Raw genomic sequence first — 18,338 nt, 5'->3', positions numbered from 1 at the left:
CGAGACGTGGATCACATCTCGCCATTTTTTGAGATTATTGCCAGCCGTAGCGGCGGCTATAGAAGCCCTTAACGGCCTGAGTGAGCATCACATATCCCCCGAGGATCAGCACCAGCAGCGGGAAGTAGCTCAGCGGCAGCGCTTGCAAGTGGAGATACTCGGCCAGCGGTGAGAACGGCAGCGCGATACCCAGCGCCATCACCAGCAGCGTCATCACCATCAGCGGCCACGCCGGGCGGCTTTGCAGGAACGGAATGCGGCGGGTACGGATCATATGCACAATCAGGGTTTGTGACAGCAGTCCTTCAACAAACCAGCCGGACTGGAACAGGGTTTGCGCTTCCGGCGTATTGGCTTTGAAAATCCACCACATCACGCCAAAAGTCACGATATCGAAGATGGAGCTGAGCGGCCCGAAGAACACCATAAAGCGGCCAAGGTCGGACGGGTTCCAGCGCTGCGGCTGCTGAATTTGCTCGTCGTCCACGTTGTCGAACGGGATAGCTACCTGAGAGACGTCGTACATCAGGTTCTGGATCAGCAGATGGATAGGCAACATAGGCAGGAACGGCAGGAAGGCGCTCGCCACCAGCACGCTGAACACGTTGCCGAAGTTGGAGCTGGCGGTCATTTTGATGTACTTCAGCATGTTGGCAAAAGTACGACGCCCTTCGATAACGCCCTCTTCAAGCACCATCAGGCTTTTTTCCAGCAGGATGATATCGGCCGCCTCGCGGGCAATATCCACCGCGCCGTCAACGGAAATACCGATATCCGCCGCGCGCAGAGCCGGAGCATCGTTAATGCCGTCGCCCATAAAGCCAACCACGTGGCCTTCACCGCGCAGCAGGCGGACAATGCGCTCTTTGTGCATCGGGGTCAGGCGGGCAAACAGCGTAGTTTGCAGCGCAACGCGCGCCAGCTCTTCGTCGCTCATCTCTTCGATGTCGCTGCCGATTATCAGGTCGCCCACTTCCAGACCCACTTCACGGCATACTTTCGCCGCCACCAGTTCGCTGTCGCCGGTGAGGATTTTTACCGCAATACCGCTGGCTTTCAGCGCCTTCAGCGCCGGAGCCGTGGTCTCTTTCGGCGGATCGAGGAAGGCAATATAGCCTTCGAGGATAAGGTCAGACTCATCCACGCGGCTGTAATCTTCGCTGCGTGCAGGCTGTAATTTAGTAGCAACAGCTACCACGCGCAGGCCCTGGCTGTTAAGGGAATCGGTCACGCTGCGAATACGTTTCAGCATCCCTTCGCTAAGCGGCACAATTTCGTCGCCGTGGCGGACGTGGGTACAAACGTTGAGAATTTCCTGCAGCGCGCCTTTGCAGATCAGCTGATGAACGTCCGGCTGCTCGCAAACCACTACCGACATACGGCGGCGGTCAAAATCAAACGGAATTTCGTCCACTTTGTGCCAGCGGGCAACGGCCGCGCGGGCGTGATCGGCGTCAACGCCTTCCAGCACAGCCACGTCCAGCAGGTTTTTCAGGCCGGTCTGATAATGGCTGTTCAGCCAGGCGGTGTGCAGAACGCGGTCGCTCTCCTCACCGAAGATATCGGTGTGGTTTTCCAGCACGATACGGTCCTGCGTGAGGGTGCCGGTTTTATCGGTGCAGAGAATGTCCATCGCGCCGAAGTTCTGGATAGCGTCGAGGTGCTTAACGATAACTTTCTGTTTAGACAGTTTTACCGCCCCGCGAGCGAGCGTGGAGGTGACTATCATCGGCAGCATTTCCGGCGTCAAACCAACCGCAACGGAGAGCGAAAACAGGGCCGCTTCCCACCAGTCGCCTTTGGTAAAGCCGTTAATCAGCAGCACGACAGGCACCATCACCAGCATAAAGCGGATCAGCAGCCAGCTAACCCGGCTGATACCGCGCTGGAAGGCGTTTGGCTCGCTTTCCTGCTGGGTGACGCGCCCGGCAAGCTGGCCGAACCAGGTATTGCCCCCGGTGGCGATAATCATGGCCAGCGCGGTGCCGCTGACCACGTTAGTGCCCATAAAGCAGAGGTTGTCGCACTCCAGCGGGTTGTGCTGGTCGTGCTGACGGCTGACGGCCACTTTTTCTACCGGCAGAGATTCGCCGGTCAGCGAAGCCTGGGCAACGAACAGGTCACGAGCCTGGATCACACGCAGGTCGGCGGGGATCATATCTCCGGCGGCGAGCTTGACGATATCACCCGGCACCAGTTGATCCAGCGGCACTTCTACGTAGCCATACTCGCCCTGCTCATTGATAACCCGCAGCACGGTCGCCGTGTTGCTTACCATCGCCTTGAGCGCGTCCGCCGCACGAGTGGAGCGGGTTTCCTGAATGAAGTTCAGCAGCGTGGAGATAACCACCATCAGCGCGATAACGCTGGCGCCAAACAAGTCGTCTTCCGTCGCATAGGAAAAAATCCCCAGCGCCGTCAGCAACAGGTTGAACGGGTTGCGGTAGCAAATCCACAGGTGAATGAACCACGGTGAAGGCTTCTGGGCCGGGATCTGGTTCATGCCAAACGTTTCGCGCGCCTTTTCGACTTCGCGTTCGTTAAGCCCTTCCGGGTGGCTGCCAAACTCAATGTAAAGCTGCTCTTCGCTGGCCGCAGCGTATTTCAGGCAGGACTGAGTCAGCGTGGCCGGAATGTCAGCGGCTTTAGCCACAACGTTGCCGTCGGGCATCGGGTCACGCTGCACCACGCGGCGAGGCAAATGGCGGCTCAACTGGGACATCAGCTGGCGAGTAAGATTTTTTAATTGCATAGAACGTCCTTAGCGCCGTCTGGAGCGGCACCCCTTCTTCTGCAAGCGCGGCAAGGCCTCACCCGGCAGGAGATTATCAAATAGCAGGGACGTCAAAAGAGAGAATGCGTCGCTGCCTTACAAAATCGGTAAGGCAGCGGCTGTTAACCTGGGGCTTACCGGAAAATTCCTGTTACTTCAGGGTGAGGACTGGGATCGGGTTCCATGTCGTCTCCGGTAGCGTTGAAAGAGAAATAGCATTATGCCTTCTGGCATAATCAGAATGCCGCTTATACTACGCCGGTAAAACTAAACCGTCTGTAAACCAGATTTTGCCCATGGCAGGTTCGGAATACTGGGTTAAAGTTTTACGCTTCCTAAGTATAATTCTGATTACAGCCCGAAGGCGAAAACGTGACAATATTTGCCCTCGTAAACCGGTTGTCACCCGGTTTGCTCCGTGACTACCAGGAAAAAGAGTAACAATGCAAAGCCGCCTGACCATTAAAGACATTGCCCGCTTAAGCGGAGTCGGGAAATCAACCGTCTCTCGCGTATTGAATAATGAAAGCGGCGTCAGCGCCCGCACGCGTGAGCGGGTGGAAGCGGTTATGCAGCAGCATGAGTTCTCTCCTTCCCGCTCCGCCCGTGCCATGCGCGGCCAGAGCGATAAAGTGGTGGCGATTATCGTCTCGCGCCTCGACTCCCTGTCGGAAAATCTCGCGGTTCAAACCATGCTGCCTTGCCTCTACGAGCAGGGTTACGACCCCATCATGATGGAAAGCCAGTTTTCGCCGGAGATGGTAGAAGAGCACCTGGGCATGCTGCGCCGCCGCAATATCGACGGCGTTATCCTGTTTGGCTTTACCGGCATTAGCGAAAAAATGTTGCAGCCGTGGCGCTCAACGCTGGTGCTGATGGCGAGGGATGCCAACGGCTTCGCTTCCGTCTGTTATGACGATGACGGCGCGATTCAGATTCTGATGTCCACTCTTTACCAACAGGGGCATCGCCACATCAGTTTTCTGGGCGTGCCGCATGCCGACGTTACCACCGGCTACCGCCGCCACCAGGCTTACCTCGATTTTTGTAGCCGACACGACATTACGCCGAATGCCGCCCTTCCGGGGCTGGCAATGAAGCAGGGCTATGAGCACGTTGTGGATGTGTTAACCCCGCAAACCACCGCCCTGCTGTGCGCCACCGACACCCTGGCGCTGGGTGCCAGCAAATATCTTCAGCAGCAAAACCGCAGCAGCCTGCAGCTCGCGAGCGTGGGCAATACGCCGCTGATGAAATTCTTGCACCCGGAGATTATCACCGTCGATCCAGGTTACGCCGAAGCCGGGCGAGCCGCGGCTTTACAGCTGATCGGCCAGATCTCACAGCAGCAACAACTGCGGCAAATCGTTATTCCCAGCCACCTTCAATAAGCCCTGAGGATCGGGATTATTGTGATCCCGGCCTGATTTCGGGAACGTTCCCATTTTCGCAAAATGGATTACTGGCTACCCTTATAGTCAGGTCATTACCTCCATACCCCAGGGTGTCAATATGAGTAAAGTCAAACAGCAGGACATAGATAAGCTGATTGAGTTGGTCGGCGGGCGCGAAAACATCGCCACCGTTAGCCACTGTATTACCCGGCTGCGTTTTGTTCTGAATAATCCCGAGAATGCCAGTCCTAAAGAGATCGAAAACCTGCCGATGGTGAAAGGCTGCTTTACCAATGCCGGACAGTTTCAGGTGGTTATCGGCACCGACGTTGACGACTATTACAAAGCGCTGATTGCCACCACCGGGCTAAGCTCCGCTGACAAAGAGCAGGCCAAAACGGCCGCCCGTCAAAATATGAAATGGCACGAGCAGCTGATCTCCCACTTCGCGGAGATCTTCTTCCCGCTGCTGCCCGCGCTGATAAGCGGCGGTTTGATCCTCGGCTTCCGCAACGTTATTGGCGATTTGCCGATGAGCAACGGCGAAACGCTTGCGCAGATGTACCCGGCGCTGAAAACCGTTTATGACTTCCTGTGGCTGATTGGCGAAGCCATCTTCTTCTACCTGCCGGTAGGGATTTGCTGGTCTGCGGTCCGCAAGATGGGCGGAACGCCTATCCTCGGGATCGTGCTGGGCGTCACGCTGGTATCACCTCAGCTGATGAACGCCTACGAGCTTGGCAGCAAAATTCCGGAAGTCTGGAACTTCGGCTGGTTCACGATTCAGAAAGTGGGCTATCAGGCTCAGGTTATCCCGGCATTGCTGGCGGGCCTGGCGCTGGGCTTCATTGAAACTCGCCTGAAACGCATTGTGCCGGACTACCTCTACCTGGTCATTGTGCCGGTTTGCTCGCTGATTCTGGCGGTCTTCCTTGCTCATACGGTGATTGGTCCGTTTGGCCGCATGATTGGCGACGGCGTAGCCTTCGCGGTTCGCCATCTGATGACGGGCAGCTTTGCCCCGGTCGGCGCGGCGCTGTTTGGCTTCCTGTACGCCCCGCTGGTTATTACCGGCGTGCACCAGACCACGCTCGCCATCGACATGCAGATGATTCAAAGCATGGGCGGGACGCCGGTCTGGCCGCTGATTGCGCTGTCTAACATTGCTCAGGCTTCCGCGGTTGTTGGCATTATCATTTGCAGCCGTAAGCAAAACGAGCGCGAAATTTCGGTTCCGGCGGCGATTTCTGCCTACCTCGGAGTAACCGAACCGGCCATGTACGGTATCAACCTGAAGTATCACTTCCCGATGCTGTGCGCGATGGTGGGTTCCGGCCTTGCTGGCCTGCTGTGCGGCCTTAACGGCGTGATGGCAAACGGCATCGGCGTGGGCGGCCTGCCGGGCATTCTTTCTATCCAGCCTAAGTTCTGGGGCATTTACGCGATTGCGATTGTGATTGCGGTCATCGTACCTATTGTTCTGACATCTGTGGTGTATAAGCGCAAATTGCGTCAGGGCACATTGTTGGTGGTTTAATTCGATTTACCGGTGGGCAGCAATGCCCACCCTTCAGCTAGCAGGAACCCGCTATGAATATCACTCCTCCGTGGTGGCAGCACGGCGTCATCTATCAGATTTACCCAAAGAGTTTTCAGGACACCACCGGCAGCGGCACCGGCGACCTGAAAGGCGTGATTAAACGCCTGGACTACCTTCAGAAGTTAGGCGTGGACGCCATCTGGCTGACGCCGTTTTACCTCTCCCCGCAGATCGATAACGGCTATGACGTAGCGGATTACTGCGCTATTGACCCCACCTACGGCACGCTGGACGACTTCGATTCACTGGTAGCCGAAGCCCACCAGCGCGGTATCCGCATCATTCTGGACATGGTGTTTAACCATACCTCCACGAAGCATGAATGGTTCCAGAAGTCGCTGGATAAAAGCAGCACGTATCGCGAGTTTTATATCTGGCGCGACGGAACGCCGGACCTGCTGCCGAATAACTGGCGCTCAAAATTTGGCGGTAACGCCTGGCAGTGGCATGCGGAAAGCGGCCAGTATTACCTGCATCTGTTCGCGCCTGAGCAGGCAGACCTGAACTGGGAGAACCCGCAGGTACGCGCCGAGCTGAAAAAAGTGTGCGAATTCTGGTCCGACCGCGGCGTGGACGGCCTGCGCCTGGACGTGATTAACCTGGTCTCCAAAGATCAGCAGTTCCCGAACGACGTTGCCGGAGGCGATGGCCGCCGTTTCTATACCGACGGGCCGCGCGTTCACGAATTCTTGCAGGAAATGAGCCGTGATGTTTTCAAACCGCTCAGCATGATGACCGTCGGCGAGATGTCCTCGACCTCGCTGGATAACTGCCAGAAGTACGGCGCGCTCGACGGCAGCGAACTGTCAATGACCTTTAACTTCCACCACCTGAAGGTGGATTACCCCGGCGGCGAGAAATGGACGCTGGCAAAACCTGATTACGTGGAGCTGAAGTCCATCTTCAACCACTGGCAGCAGGGCATGCACAACGTTGCCTGGAACGCGCTGTTCTGGTGTAACCACGACCAGCCGCGCATCGTTTCTCGCTTCGGCGACGAAGGCGAACTGCGCGTTACCTCGGCCAAAATGCTGGCGATGGTGCTGCACGGCATGCAGGGCACGCCGTATATCTACCAGGGCGAAGAGCTGGGGATGACCAACCCTCACTTCAGCCGCATCGACGAATACCGCGATGTAGAAAGCCTGAATATGTACGCCGAACTGCGCAGCCAGGGCCGCGACAGCGACACGCTGATGGCTATCCTCGCCAGTAAATCCCGCGACAACAGCCGCACACCAATGCAGTGGGATGCGGGCGCTAACGCTGGCTTCAGCGAAGGAACGCCGTGGATTGGGCTGTGCGATAACTACCAAACGGTGAATGCCGCTGCCGCGCTGGCGGACGATGAGTCGGTATTCTATGCCTATCAGCGGTTGATTAAGCTGCGTAAGGCCGAGCCGGTGCTGACCCTGGGTAACTATCAGGACTTGCTCCCGGAGCACCCGCTGGTGTGGAGCTACAGCCGTGAAAGGGAAGGGCAAACGCTGGTAGTTGCCGCGAACCTCAGCAATCAGCAGCAGTGGTTGCAGCTAGACGGCTTCAGCGGCGAATGGGAAGTGCTGATGAGCAACTACCCTGACGCAGCAGACAAACCGGGCGAGATGAGCCTGCGCCCGTTTGAGGCAGTCTACTGGATTAAGCGCTAGCGCTTTGTGCTCGCCCTTCCCCCTGCCGCTTTGCAAAGTGGCCGGGGTGAGGGGCAAGCCTTGTTAGCCTTTCAGCTCATTCACCCGGCTTAGCCAGTAGTTCACGCCTTCATCAATCAGTGGGTCGGTAATGTCGTTGGCGCCCTGCACCAGCGCAGGTTGCTGCCAGATCATGCCGGTTTTATTCGCCATGGCATGGAACGGCAGCAGCAGAGCTTCCACTGCATACTGATTATAACCTTCCGGGGTGTAGGCCTGAGCGGAGCCGCCGGTAGAGGTGGCAACCAGCAGTTTTTTACCGTGCAACGCCTTGCCATCGCTGCCGTAGGCAAACCCGTAGCTCAATACATGATCCTGCCATTCTTTCAGGATAGCCGGCGAGCTGTACCACCAGAACGGAAACAGCATCACGATAGCATCATGCTCACACAGCAATTTTTGCTCGCGCTCAACATCAATATTGAAATCCGGGTATGCCCGCATCAGCTCATGTACGGTGACATCTGCCAAACCGCTGAGCGCTTCGACCGCCGCATGGTTAATACGGGATTTTTCAGGGTAGCGGTGCGCCGCCAGAACCAGAACCTTTTTCATTTTCCTGCCCTTTATGCTTTGTGATGTCGCTATCTTTTCAGATAGCAGGACTTACCTGTAGTCTGTATCAGGGCATATCTGTTTCAACTAAAGGTTATAAACATGGCGCTTCCACCGGATGTTCACCGGCTCATTCCCGCGTTTCTGGCCGCGGCGGACTGCCAAAGCTTTTCTGCGGCGGCGCGCCAGCTGGGCATTACGCCGGCGGCGGTGAGTAAAAACGTGCGCCAGCTTGAGCAACGCCTGGGCATCGTGCTTTTTGGGCGCAATACGCACTTTGTGGTGCTAACCGAAGAAGGCATGGCGCTGCGGGAGCAGGTTGCCCCGCTATGGCAGGCGTTGAATCAGGCGCTGGTTAACCCGAAGTCGGAACCTGCGGGCCTGCTGAGAATTAGCGTTATCCCCGGCTTTGGCCGCCACCGCCTCATGCCCCTGATGAGCGAATTCCAGCGGCGCTATCCGCAGATACGCATCGAACTCTCCATGGAAGCCCGCAGCGTTAATCTGATTGGCGAGCGGATAGATATTGCCATTGGGCACCGAACCGTGCGCGATAGCCGGGTAGTGGCACGCGAACTTTATGAAAGCAAAACGATAGTGGCGGCAACGCCCTCCTACCTTGAACGCTACGGCACACCACAAAAGCCGGAAGAACTGTTGCATCACCGCTGCCTTGTGCACCGTAATCCCGGCACGGGCCGCCTGCAGCACTGGCTGGATGATGACTCGCTGATAGACGAAGCCTCTTCGTGGTTTATCACCACGTCACCGGATTCGCTGGTCGACGCTGCACTTTCAGGAATGGGCATTATTTGCCTGGCAGACTGGTATCTGGATAAGCTCGTGGAGGAAGGCCGGCTTAAGGCAATTCTGAAAGAGTACACGCCCGCGCCGCAGCAGCTTTGGATGAAGTATGCCGGCGGAAAACTCCCTCCCAGAACGGCCGTATTCGTTGAATATTTAAACGAAAAATTCCGCCGTTAATTTACTTTTTTTTGCGAACGCCCACCGTTTCTACCGCCCCCGATTTACCTTGTTCTGCATCAATAAAATGGTAAACATGTTTGATGCAAATCACTATATATAGAACTTAAAATGCATCCCGGCCCTACATGTTGTATCTATCGACTAATATAGCTACAGCACCTCAGGGATAAATCTGGGGATTATCTGTGGATAAACAGGGCCGCACTTCGGGAAGTCTATGGCAGGACAAATAGCTACGCGCTCCCGGAGCCTCCCATCCTTTGTGGATAACCTTTTATAAAAATGGAGAGACAATGACACCGCATGTGATGAAAAGAGACGGGTGCAAAGTACCTTTCACTTCAGAGCGCATCAGAGAAGCTATTCTGCGTGCAGCTAAAGCAGCGGGAGTCGATGACGCGGACTATTGCGCCACCGTCGCAGATGTCGTCAGCGCCCAAATGGCGGGCCGCAGCCAGGTAGACATCGGAGAAATTCAGACAGCGGTAGAAAACCAGCTGATGGCCGGTAACTACAAGCAGCTGGCGCGCGCCTATATCGAATATCGCCACGATCGCGATATCGAACGCGAAAAACGTGGCCGCCTGAATCAGGAAATTCGCGGTCTGGTTGAGCAAACGAACTCCGCCCTGCTTAACGAGAACGCCAACAAAGACAGCAAAGTTATCCCAACCCAGCGCGATCTGCTGGCCGGGATCGTGGCCAAGCATTATGCCAAACAGCACCTGCTGCCGCGCGATGTTGTCCTGGCGCACGAGCGCGGGGATATTCATTATCACGATCTCGATTACTCGCCGTTCTTCCCGATGTTCAACTGCATGTTGATCGATCTGAAAGGCATGCTGACCCACGGCTTTAAAATGGGTAATGCGGAAATCGAGCCGCCGAAGTCTATCTCCACCGCAACGGCGGTAACCGCCCAGATTATCGCCCAGGTAGCCAGCCACATTTACGGCGGCACCACGATTAACCGCATCGATGAAGTGCTGGCCCCGTTTGTGACCGAAAGCTTTAATAAGCACCGTAAAGTGGCCGAAGAGTGGCAGATCCCGGACGCGGAAGGTTACGCCCACTCCCGCACCGAGAAAGAGTGCTATGACGCCTTCCAGTCACTCGAGTATGAAGTGAATACGCTGCATACCGCCAACGGCCAGACGCCGTTTGTGACCTTTGGTTTTGGGCTTGGCACCAGCTGGGAGTCACGCCTGATCCAGACTTCTATCCTGCGTAACCGCATCGCGGGTCTCGGCAAAAACCGCAAGACGGCGGTGTTCCCGAAACTGGTGTTTGCTATTCGCGACGGCCTGAATCACAAGTTCGGCGATGCCAACTACGACATCAAACAGCTGGCGCTCGAGTGCGCATCCAAACGCATGTACCCGGATATTCTTAACTACGATCAGGTCGTTAAAGTGACCGGCTCGTTTAAAACGCCAATGGGCTGTCGCAGCTTCCTCGGCGTGTACGAGGAAAACGGCGAGCAAATTCACGACGGGCGTAATAACCTCGGAGTCATCAGCCTTAACCTGCCGCGCATTGCGCTGGAAGCTAAAGGCAGCGAAGAGGCATTCTGGAAGCTGCTGGATGACCGCCTGCAGCTGGCTCGTAAAGCGCTGATGACCCGCATTGCACGCCTTGAAGGCGTTAAAGCCCGCGTAGCGCCCATTCTGTATATGGAAGGGGCCTGCGGCGTGCGTCTGAAAGCCGACGACGATGTTTCCGAGATCTTCAAAAACGGCCGCGCTTCTATCTCTCTGGGCTATATCGGCATTCACGAAACGGTTAACGCGCTTTTTGGTAACCAGCACGTTTACGACAGCGAAGCGCTGCGCGAGAAAGCCGTTGCCATCGTCACGCGCCTGCGTGAAGCCACCGACAGCTGGAAAGAAGAAACGGGCTACGGCTTCAGCCTCTACAGCACCCCGAGCGAAAACCTGTGCGACCGTTTCTGCCGCCTTGATACCGCCGAGTTTGGCGTGGTGCCGGGCGTGACCGACAAAGGCTACTACACCAACAGCTTCCATCTCGACGTTGAGAAGAAAGTTAACCCGTACGATAAAATCGACTTTGAGGCACCGTACCCGCCTTTAGCCAACGGCGGCTTCATTTGCTACGGCGAGTACCCGAATATCCAGCACAACCTGCGGGCGCTGGAGGACGTATGGGATTACAGCTATAAGCACGTTCCTTATTACGGCACCAATACGCCAATCGACGAGTGCTACGAATGCGGCTTTACCGGCGAGTTCGAATGTACCAGCAAAGGCTTTACCTGCCCTAAATGCGGCAACCACGACGCGGCGCGCGTTTCGGTCACCCGTCGCGTTTGCGGTTACCTTGGCAGCCCGGACGCCAGGCCGTTTAACGCCGGTAAGCAGGAAGAAGTGAAGCGCCGCGTGAAACACCTGGGCAACGGGCAGATTGGTTAAATAGAACAATTCCCCTCACCCCGGCCCTCTCCCCTCAGGGGAGAGGGAACCGTTCGAGTATCAGGCCAATTCAATGAATTATCACCAGTATTATCCCGTCGACATCGTCAATGGACCCGGCACCCGCTGCACGCTGTTTGTTTCAGGCTGCGTGCACGAGTGCCCCGGCTGTTATAACAAGAGCACCTGGCGGCTGAATTCCGGTATGCCGTTCACCGCAGAGATGGCCGACCGCATCATCGCCGACCTTAACGATTCCCGCGTTAAGCGCCAGGGGCTGTCGCTTTCCGGCGGCGATCCGCTGCATCCGCAGAACGTACCGGAAATTCTCAGGCTGGTGCAGCGCGTGCGGGCCGAGTGCCCCGGGAAGGATATCTGGGTGTGGACAGGCTATAAAATCGATGAGCTGACGGCGGCTCAGCGCGAAGTTGTTGATTTGATAAACGTGCTGGTAGACGGCAAGTTTGTACAGGATTTAAAAGATCCGGCGCTTATCTGGCGCGGCAGCAGTAACCAGGTCATTCATCATTTACGTTAAAAAGCCCCTCGGGGGCTTTTTTATTTCGCGCCAGCCCGCTCCCGCAGCTGCTTAGAATCAAGAATGGCAACGCCTTCATGGGAAGGATTAAGCGCTTCATCCAGCATCGCTCGTGCGACATCGCTCGCCTCAATCGCTTTTAACTTACCCGGCAGCAGCTTAAACAGCGGAGCCATTAACGATTCATTAAGGCGCTGAGATTCACGATGCCCCAGCAGCATTGAAGGACGGGCAATCGTCAACCTTGCCCAGTTCTGAGCTATCAGCGCGTCTTCCATCTCGCCTTTTACCCGATTGTAGAAAAACGGCGAGCGGCTATTCGCCCCCAGCGCGCTGACCACCAGCATATGCCTGGCCCCGAGCCGCAGCCCGGCTATAGCCGTGTCGACCACCAGCGTATAGTCCACGAGCACAAAGGCCTCTTTGCTTCCGGCTTCGCGGATAGTGGTGCCGAGGCAGCAAAATACCGTGTCGACAGGCCCGATGACCTGTAAAAGCGCGTCTGAAAGCTGAGGATCGTGCGGGTTAACAACCTTATCCATCGTGACCGCAAGCGGCCGCCGGGTAGGTGCGGCAACAGAAGTGATACGCGGGTCGTCATTAAGCAGGCGAAGTAAATGGCCGCCTATAAGCCCGGTTGCGCCGGTTATTAAGATTCGACTCATAATGCCCCCCCGTTCGCGTTGAGCGCTTGCAATGTCAGCATGGTAGTCCAGGCTTAGTAGTGTGACAAACACAACGGAGGAAAGATGAGCAAGAAAATTGCAGTTCTGATTACCGACGAGTTTGAGGATTCTGAATTCACCTCACCGGCTGAGGAATTCAGGCAAGCTGGACACCAGGTTATTACTATTGAGAAGCGAGCCGGAAAAACGGTTACCGGCAAGAAAGGCGAAGCCAGGGTGAAAATAGACAAAGGCATTGATGAAGTTCGCCCTGCCGACTTCGATGCACTTCTTCTACCCGGAGGACACTCCCCGGACGCCCTGCGCGGCGATGACCGATTTGTTACCTTCACCCGTGACTTTGTTCATTCCGGAAAACCAGTCTTTGCCATCTGCCATGGCCCACAATTGCTGATTAGCGCGGATGTGATACGCGGCAGAAAGCTTACTGCTGTAAAACCCATCGTCATCGACGTGAAAAATGCCGGGGCTGATTTTTACGACCAGGAAGTGGTCATCGACGGGCATCAGCTGGTCACCAGCAGAACGCCTGACGATCTTCCGGCCTTTAACCGCGAAGCCCTGATCCTGCTGGGCCGCTAGGCTTCGCGAAGCCAGTGTAGCTTCTTGCCAAAACCGAGCGTGTTGTCGGTCATTTTCAGCTCATCGAGGCGGATTTCCCACATCGGAGCCGACATCACGCGCGCAATCGGAAAGCGTTTAAGGTAGCGGCTGCGGTAGCTGGCAGACTCGTCTTCGCTCAACAGGCGAATTTCACCGCGAAATTGTAAGCCGCGAATTAGCGCTACGGTTTTTGGCTGGCCGTTGACCGTCCCCGCTACGGGCGACTGCTGGCCAATTAGCTCACCGTGGCGCGAGCTGGTTTCGCTGAGCAGATAGAATGCGACCCGCCCGGCGTCAAAAATATAAAAGGCGTTGGCGCACCAGAGCGATTCCCCACCGCCCACGCAATAGGTCAGAACGTGCTGTTTTGTCAGCCAGCGGCTGATGGCATTGAGTGATTCCATCGTAAACCTGAACAGTGATACTCTGCGGCAAATGTTAATTATGCGCCCGCCCTATGACTTCCTGGTATCTCTATTTAATTCGCTGCACCGATAACCGCTTGTATACCGGCATCACCACCGATGTGTCGCGCCGCTTCGCCGAACATCAGGCGGGGAAAGGCGCAAAGGCGCTGCGCGGCAAAGGGGAGTTAACGCTGGTGTTCCACCAGCCAATAGGCGACCGCTCGCAGGCGCTGCGGGCCGAATATCGCATTAAACAGCTCAGCAAAACCCAGAAAGAACGGCTGGTGGACGGGAAGGTAACCCTTGAAGACCTGCTGGCAAGTCTTCAAGGGAAAACGGACTAAAAGCGATTGAAGTGGTCTGAATATTCCACCAGGCCTTCTACCCCGTTTAACGCATCGTCGGCCAGAGGATGGATCTGGAACGCCGTTTCCGTGCCCGGCCAGCCGCAGCGCAGGCCGAAGCGAGCAGCCGGCTGGAAGCCGAGTTTGCCGTACATTTCAGGGGAGCCAAGCGTGACAACAGCGGCATAGCCAAACTCATTGAGCGAGTCCAGCCCTTCGTAGACCAGCTGTTTAGCAATGCCCTGCCCGCGAACGGACTCGTCTACCGCCAGAGGAGCAAGCCCAACCCACTGCAACTCTTCGCCTTCCACCGCCACAGGGCTGAAAGCAACGTAGCCGATAACCTGGCCTTCGTCATCGGTTGCGACGAGCCCCAGGGTTAATAGCCCATCTTCCCGCAGCGCTCTGACCAGCCCGGCTTCACCTTCGCCTTCAAAAGAGCGACGCAGCAGCGCGTCGATGCCGGGGGCATCAATGGGGATCTCTACACGAATTAACATGGCTCACCTATCGAATTACTTTCAGCGGCGGCGTTATGTTTCAAACCCGCCTCAACAAAATCAGCCAGCTGAAGCAGCACGATGCGCAGCGGTTTAGGCATCGCATCCAGCTCAATGGCATCCATTAGATTCTTCACATATAACCCGAGTTCCGTATCGCCTTCAATAAGCAAACGACGCTGGAAGAACAAGGTATCCGGGTCTTGCTTACGCGCGGCTATCAGCAGCAGGTCATTAGCCTCGGCGCTAAAGCTTACGTCCGCTGGCGCATCGTCGCACACCAGCAGCTTATTGTCCTCAACGGAAGTAAACCACTTCAGCCCGAGATCGCGAACCTCAATACTTAGCCAGCGCCCTTCAAGAAAGTCCAGTTCGCCATCCTGGAGTGCCTGACGGAACTGCCAGCCAAGTACCTGCTCCAGTACCTGACGTTTGACGGCAAAGGGGGTCATCCTGACCGGTACCCGCAGCAGAGAAGGACCAACCTGAACCAGGTGAGAACGCAGTTTATCTAACACGGGCTTGACTCCTTTTAAAAATTTGCCGCTATTTTGCCATAACGACAATTCCCTATAGCGCGTCAAATCAACAATTCCGCAGGTTGCATAAGAGGCGAATTGGGGGCGCTCACTCTAAGCAATACGCCTTTCTCTGCCCCAAATCAAAAATTGTCGCCGACAGGTTAACTAAAATCCCGGTTCGTTAACAATTTTGCTGCCATCCCCGCGCAGCGAGGGCCAGCATACGCTGCGGCCCCCTAAGATTCAGGATAAATTATGGAGTTGCTTTGCCCAGCCGGAAACCTCCCGGCGCTGAAAGCGGCCATTGATAACGGCGCGGATGCGGTCTACATCGGCCTGAAAGATGACACAAATGCACGCCACTTTGCCGGACTTAACTTCACCGAGAAAAAGCTCCAGGAAGCCGTAAGCTATGTGCACCAGCGCCGCCGCAAGCTGCATATTGCTATCAATACTTTTGCACACCCGGACGGTTATGTGCGCTGGCAGCGTGCGGTCGATATGGCCGCCCAGCTTGGTGCCGATGCATTAATTCTTGCCGACCTGGCGATGCTGGAATATGCCGCTGAACGTTATCCGCATATTGAGCGCCATGTTTCAGTGCAGGCTTCGGCAACCAATGAAGAAGCGATCCGTTTTTATCATCGTAATTTTAATGTCGCCCGCGTGGTGCTCCCGCGCGTGCTTTCCATCTACCAGGTAAAACAGCTCGCCCGCGTGACCCCGGTTCCGCTTGAAGTATTTGCCTTCGGCAGCCTGTGCATTATGGCCGAAGGCCGCTGCTATCTCTCCTCTTACCTGACGGGCGAGTCGCCTAACACCGTGGGCGCGTGCTCGCCCGCCCGGTTCGTGCGCTGGCAGCAAACGCCACAGGGCCTTGAGTCGCGCCTTAACGACGTATTAATTGACCGCTATGAGGAAGGCGAAAACGCCGGTTACCCGACGCTGTGTAAAGGGCGCTATCTGGTTGATGACCAGCGCTACCACGCGCTTGAAGAACCCACCAGCCTGAACACGCTAGAATTGCTGCCGGAGCTGCTGGCCGCGAATATCGCCTCGGTGAAAATTGAAGGTCGCCAGCGCAGCCCGGCCTATGTTACCCAGGTAGCGAAGGTCTGGCGGCAGGCTATCGACCGCTGTATGGCAGACCCGCAAAACTATCGGGCGCAGCCCGCCTGGATGGAAGCACTCGGTTCGATGGCCGAAGGAACACAAACGACTCTCGGTGCCTATCACCGTAAATGGCAGTAGGAAACAGCATGAAATATTCATTAGGGCCGGTGCTTTACTACTGGCCAAAAGAGACGCTGGAAAAGTTTTACCAGGCCGCAGCAAAAAGCAGCGCCGATGTCATTTATCTCGGGGAGGCGGTGTGCAGCAAACGTCGCGCCACCAAAGTCGGCGACTGGCTGGATATGGCAAAAATGCTGGCAAACGAGGGCAAGCAGGTGGTGCTTTCTACCCTCGCGCTGGTGCAGGCTCCTTCAGAGCTGAATGAGCTAAAACGCTATGTGGAAAACGGCGACTTCCTGATTGAGGCTAACGATATCGGCAGCGTGAATATGGCAGCCGAGCGCAAACTGCCGTTCGTTGCCGGGCACGCGCTTAACTGCTATAACGCCGTCACGCTGCGCCTGCTGCACAAGCAAGGAATGATGCGCTGGTGCATGCCGGTGGAGCTTTCCCGCGACTGGCTGGCTAATATGCTGGACCAGTGCGATGAACTGGGCATCCGCAACAAATTTGAAGTCGAGGTGCTCAGCTACGGCCATTTACCACTGGCCTATTCGGCACGCTGCTTTACAGCTCGCTCCGAAGACCGCGCCAAAGATGAATGCGTAACCTGCTGCATTAAGTACCCGAACGGCCGGGATATGCGTTCTCAGGAGCAGCAGCAGGTCTTTGTGCTCAACGGTATTCAGACCATGAGCGGATATGTCTATAACCTCGGCAATGAGCTGGCTTCGATGCAGGGGCTGGTGGACATTGTGCGCCTCTCCCCAATGGGCATAGGCACGCTGGACGTGCTTGATGCCTTCCGCGCCAACGAAAACGGCAGTGCGCCGCTGCCGCTGGCGGCACGCAGCGACTGTAACGGCTACTGGCGGCGTCTTGCCGGGCTGGAGTTACAGGCATAATAAAAGCTCACTTTGTTAACAATAATCGTCATTTTCTAATGCACTATTAAAGATGCAGCTTTTCTGGCCGGTGCGGGATTCCTGCGCCAGGCTGGAAGAAGACCTTCAATCTGATGACTACGCTGTAACAAAAGTGAGCGGTTATGACTGACAAAAATATTGCTTTCTCGGTGCTGGATCTTGCGCCGATCCCTCAGGGCTCTTCCGCCCGCGAGGCCTTTTCCCACTCTCTGGATCTTGCCCGGCTGGCTGAAAAGCGCGGCTACCATCGCTACTGGCTGGCCGAGCACCACAATATGGTCGGCATCGCCAGCGCGGCAACGTCGGTGCTGATTGGCTACCTGGCGGCAAACACCACCACGCTGCATTTGGGTTCCGGCGGCGTAATGCTGCCCAACCACTCTCCGCTGGTGATTGCCGAGCAGTTCGGGACGCTTAATACGCTGTACCCTGGCCGTATCGATCTCGGGCTTGGCCGCGCGCCGGGCAGCGACCAGCGCACTATGATGGCGCTGCGTCGCCATATGAGCGGCGATGTGGACAACTTCCCGCGCGATGTAGCGGAGCTGGTGGACTGGTTTGACGCCCGCGATCCTAATCCGCACGTACGCCCGGTTCCGGGCTATGGCGAGAAAGTGCCGGTGTGGCTACTTGGCTCCAGCCTGTATAGCGCTCAACTGGCGGCTCAACTGGGCCTGCCGTTTGCCTTCGCTTCGCATTTTGCGCCAGATATGCTGTTCCGCGCTCTACAGCTATACCGCGAAAACTTTAAGCCTTCCGAACGCCTGGCAAAACCTTATGCGATGGTGTGTATCAATATCATCGCCGCCGACAGCACCCGTGACGCAGAATTCCTGTTTACCTCGATGCAGCAGGCGTTTACTCGCCTGCGCCGGGGCGAAACCGGGCAACTGCCGCCGCCGGTGGAAAACATGCACCAGCTCTGGTCCGCGTCAGAACAATACGGCGTGCAGCAGGCGCTGAGTATGTCTCTGGTGGGAGATAAGGCAAAAATTCGCCACGGGCTTGAGTCCGTACTGCGTGAAACCGAAGCGGATGAAATTATGGTTAACGGGCAGATCTTCGATCACCAGGCTCGTTTGCATTCATTCGATCTGGCGATGCAGGTAAAAGAGGAATTGTTGGGCTAATTTGTCATCCGGCCCTCCCGCAAC

17 protein-coding genes are annotated in these 18,338 nt (G+C 56.2%); 11 read left to right on the top strand and 6 right to left on the bottom strand.

All coding sequences use genetic code 11. From position 1 onward, the window contains the following. Nucleotides 1-34: 34 nt before the first annotated feature. A complete protein-coding gene (mgtA, locus tag ACG1VR_RS02365; protein ID WP_395490124.1) occupies nucleotides 35-2,752 on the bottom strand; it encodes a magnesium-translocating P-type ATPase in 2,718 nt (905 codons plus the stop codon). 464 nt (nucleotides 2,753-3,216) lie between these two features. Between mgtA and treR the strand changes: the two genes are divergently transcribed. From treR to treC, 3 genes are all read left to right on the top strand, one after another. Beyond that, nucleotides 3,217-4,164 (top strand): trehalose operon repressor TreR, encoded by a 948-nt coding sequence (gene treR, locus ACG1VR_RS02360; RefSeq protein WP_016538341.1) that lies wholly within the window; start codon nucleotides 3,217-3,219, stop codon nucleotides 4,162-4,164. A gap of 121 nt (nucleotides 4,165-4,285) precedes the next feature. Further along, on the top strand, nucleotides 4,286-5,704 hold the full coding sequence (gene treB / locus ACG1VR_RS02355; protein WP_016538342.1) for a PTS trehalose transporter subunit IIBC: 1,419 nt from the start codon (nucleotides 4,286-4,288) through the stop codon (nucleotides 5,702-5,704). 53 nt (nucleotides 5,705-5,757) lie between these two features. Continuing rightward, nucleotides 5,758-7,416 carry an alpha,alpha-phosphotrehalase gene (gene treC, locus ACG1VR_RS02350; RefSeq protein WP_395490121.1) on the top strand — a complete coding sequence of 553 codons (1,659 nt, stop codon included), beginning with the start codon at nucleotides 5,758-5,760 and terminating at the stop codon, nucleotides 7,414-7,416. A 63-nt stretch (nucleotides 7,417-7,479) separates the two neighbouring features. Here treC and ACG1VR_RS02345 read toward each other — a convergent pair whose 3' ends face one another. Next, the gene (locus ACG1VR_RS02345; protein WP_016538344.1) at nucleotides 7,480-8,010 is read right to left on the bottom strand and encodes an NAD(P)H-dependent oxidoreductase; all 531 of its coding nucleotides are present in this window, start codon (nucleotides 8,008-8,010) and stop codon (nucleotides 7,480-7,482) included. 102 nt (nucleotides 8,011-8,112) lie between these two features. Here ACG1VR_RS02345 and ACG1VR_RS02340 point away from each other — a divergent pair, with 102 nt between their 5' ends. The 3 genes from ACG1VR_RS02340 to nrdG all read left to right on the top strand — a co-directional run bounded on the left by ACG1VR_RS02340 (nucleotide 8,113) and on the right by nrdG (nucleotide 11,964). Beyond that, complete coding sequence (locus ACG1VR_RS02340; RefSeq protein ID WP_016538345.1) at nucleotides 8,113-8,994, top strand: LysR family transcriptional regulator; 882 nt, start codon at nucleotides 8,113-8,115, stop codon at nucleotides 8,992-8,994. 296 nt (nucleotides 8,995-9,290) lie between these two features. Continuing rightward, on the top strand, nucleotides 9,291-11,426 hold the full coding sequence (nrdD, locus tag ACG1VR_RS02335) for an anaerobic ribonucleoside-triphosphate reductase (protein ID WP_039898850.1): 2,136 nt from the start codon (nucleotides 9,291-9,293) through the stop codon (nucleotides 11,424-11,426). Nucleotides 11,427-11,499: 73 nt separating this feature from the next. Continuing rightward, nucleotides 11,500-11,964, top strand: a complete 465-nt coding sequence (nrdG, locus tag ACG1VR_RS02330) for an anaerobic ribonucleoside-triphosphate reductase-activating protein (RefSeq protein ID WP_395490118.1) — start codon at nucleotides 11,500-11,502, stop codon at nucleotides 11,962-11,964. A 20-nt stretch (nucleotides 11,965-11,984) separates the two neighbouring features. On the opposite strand, the gene ACG1VR_RS02325 is transcribed toward nrdG, so the two are convergent. Further along, nucleotides 11,985-12,629, bottom strand: coding sequence for an NAD(P)H-binding protein (locus ACG1VR_RS02325; RefSeq protein WP_395490117.1), 645 nt, complete (start codon nucleotides 12,627-12,629; stop codon nucleotides 11,985-11,987). An 84-nt stretch (nucleotides 12,630-12,713) separates the two neighbouring features. Here ACG1VR_RS02325 and ACG1VR_RS02320 point away from each other — a divergent pair, with 84 nt between their 5' ends. Next, entirely contained in the window at nucleotides 12,714-13,232 is a 519-nt protein-coding gene (locus ACG1VR_RS02320) for a type 1 glutamine amidotransferase domain-containing protein (RefSeq protein ID WP_016538349.1), read from the top strand. Here ACG1VR_RS02320 and ACG1VR_RS02315 read toward each other — a convergent pair. Next, nucleotides 13,229-13,657, bottom strand: a complete 429-nt coding sequence (locus ACG1VR_RS02315; RefSeq protein ID WP_016538350.1) for a YhbP family protein — start codon at nucleotides 13,655-13,657, stop codon at nucleotides 13,229-13,231. The two genes, ACG1VR_RS02320 and ACG1VR_RS02315, sit on opposite strands and share 4 nt — an antisense overlap. Before the next feature lie 53 nt (nucleotides 13,658-13,710). Between ACG1VR_RS02315 and ACG1VR_RS02310 the strand changes: the two genes are divergently transcribed. After that, nucleotides 13,711-14,004: a GIY-YIG nuclease family protein gene (locus ACG1VR_RS02310; RefSeq protein WP_172568914.1), complete on the top strand. Its 294-nt coding sequence runs from the start codon at nucleotides 13,711-13,713 to the stop codon at nucleotides 14,002-14,004. Here the strand turns inward: ACG1VR_RS02310 and ACG1VR_RS02305 are convergent. Beyond that, nucleotides 14,001-14,504 (bottom strand): GNAT family N-acetyltransferase, encoded by a 504-nt coding sequence (locus tag ACG1VR_RS02305; RefSeq protein WP_016538352.1) that lies wholly within the window; start codon nucleotides 14,502-14,504, stop codon nucleotides 14,001-14,003. The genes ACG1VR_RS02310 and ACG1VR_RS02305 overlap by 4 nt on opposite strands. Further along, nucleotides 14,498-15,022: an SCP2 domain-containing protein gene (locus ACG1VR_RS02300; protein ID WP_039898854.1), complete on the bottom strand. Its 525-nt coding sequence runs from the start codon at nucleotides 15,020-15,022 to the stop codon at nucleotides 14,498-14,500. The genes ACG1VR_RS02305 and ACG1VR_RS02300 overlap by 7 nt, the downstream gene beginning before the upstream one ends. 258 nt (nucleotides 15,023-15,280) lie before the next feature. On the opposite strand from ACG1VR_RS02300, the gene ACG1VR_RS02295 reads away from it, so the two are divergent. The 3 genes from ACG1VR_RS02295 (at nucleotide 15,281) to ACG1VR_RS02285 (ending at nucleotide 18,314) form a co-directional block, all read left to right on the top strand. After that, nucleotides 15,281-16,276, top strand: coding sequence for a peptidase U32 family protein (locus ACG1VR_RS02295; RefSeq protein WP_395490115.1), 996 nt, complete (start codon nucleotides 15,281-15,283; stop codon nucleotides 16,274-16,276). An 8-nt stretch (nucleotides 16,277-16,284) separates the two neighbouring features. Then, nucleotides 16,285-17,163 carry a U32 family peptidase gene (locus tag ACG1VR_RS02290; protein ID WP_395490113.1) on the top strand — a complete coding sequence of 293 codons (879 nt, stop codon included), beginning with the start codon at nucleotides 16,285-16,287 and terminating at the stop codon, nucleotides 17,161-17,163. A 143-nt stretch (nucleotides 17,164-17,306) separates the two neighbouring features. Beyond that, on the top strand, nucleotides 17,307-18,314 hold the full coding sequence (locus ACG1VR_RS02285) for a luciferase-like monooxygenase (RefSeq protein WP_016538356.1): 1,008 nt from the start codon (nucleotides 17,307-17,309) through the stop codon (nucleotides 18,312-18,314). Nucleotides 18,315-18,338: the final 24 nt, after the last annotated feature.

It is taken from the genome of Cedecea davisae (assembly GCF_044095835.1).
GTDB classification, from domain to species: Bacteria; Pseudomonadota; Gammaproteobacteria; order Enterobacterales; family Enterobacteriaceae; genus Cedecea; species Cedecea davisae.
This window is presented reverse-complemented; position numbering and strand designations above follow the sequence as displayed.

Bases quoted from the DNA above. Each gene is read 5' to 3' on its own strand.
- ACG1VR_RS02290 (WP_395490113.1), top strand. From the start codon at position 16,285: ATGAAATATTCATTAGGGCCGGTGCTTTACTACTGGCCAAAAGAGACG.
- nrdD (WP_039898850.1), top strand. From the start codon at position 9,291: ATGACACCGCATGTGATGAAAAGAGACGGGTGCAAAGTACCTTTCACT.
- mgtA (WP_395490124.1), bottom strand. From the start codon at position 2,752: ATGCAATTAAAAAATCTTACTCGCCAGCTGATGTCCCAGTTGAGCCGC.
- ACG1VR_RS02295 (WP_395490115.1), top strand. From the start codon at position 15,281: ATGGAGTTGCTTTGCCCAGCCGGAAACCTCCCGGCGCTGAAAGCGGCC.
- treR (WP_016538341.1), top strand. From the start codon at position 3,217: ATGCAAAGCCGCCTGACCATTAAAGACATTGCCCGCTTAAGCGGAGTC.
- nrdG (WP_395490118.1), top strand. From the start codon at position 11,500: ATGAATTATCACCAGTATTATCCCGTCGACATCGTCAATGGACCCGGC.
- ACG1VR_RS02325 (WP_395490117.1), bottom strand. From the start codon at position 12,629: ATGAGTCGAATCTTAATAACCGGCGCAACCGGGCTTATAGGCGGCCAT.
- ACG1VR_RS02305 (WP_016538352.1), bottom strand. From the start codon at position 14,504: ATGTTAATTCGTGTAGAGATCCCCATTGATGCCCCCGGCATCGACGCG.
- ACG1VR_RS02315 (WP_016538350.1), bottom strand. From the start codon at position 13,657: ATGGAATCACTCAATGCCATCAGCCGCTGGCTGACAAAACAGCACGTT.
- treC (WP_395490121.1), top strand. From the start codon at position 5,758: ATGAATATCACTCCTCCGTGGTGGCAGCACGGCGTCATCTATCAGATT.
- ACG1VR_RS02285 (WP_016538356.1), top strand. From the start codon at position 17,307: ATGACTGACAAAAATATTGCTTTCTCGGTGCTGGATCTTGCGCCGATC.
- ACG1VR_RS02320 (WP_016538349.1), top strand. From the start codon at position 12,714: ATGAGCAAGAAAATTGCAGTTCTGATTACCGACGAGTTTGAGGATTCT.
- ACG1VR_RS02345 (WP_016538344.1), bottom strand. From the start codon at position 8,010: ATGAAAAAGGTTCTGGTTCTGGCGGCGCACCGCTACCCTGAAAAATCC.
- ACG1VR_RS02310 (WP_172568914.1), top strand. From the start codon at position 13,711: ATGACTTCCTGGTATCTCTATTTAATTCGCTGCACCGATAACCGCTTG.
- ACG1VR_RS02340 (WP_016538345.1), top strand. From the start codon at position 8,113: ATGGCGCTTCCACCGGATGTTCACCGGCTCATTCCCGCGTTTCTGGCC.
- treB (WP_016538342.1), top strand. From the start codon at position 4,286: ATGAGTAAAGTCAAACAGCAGGACATAGATAAGCTGATTGAGTTGGTC.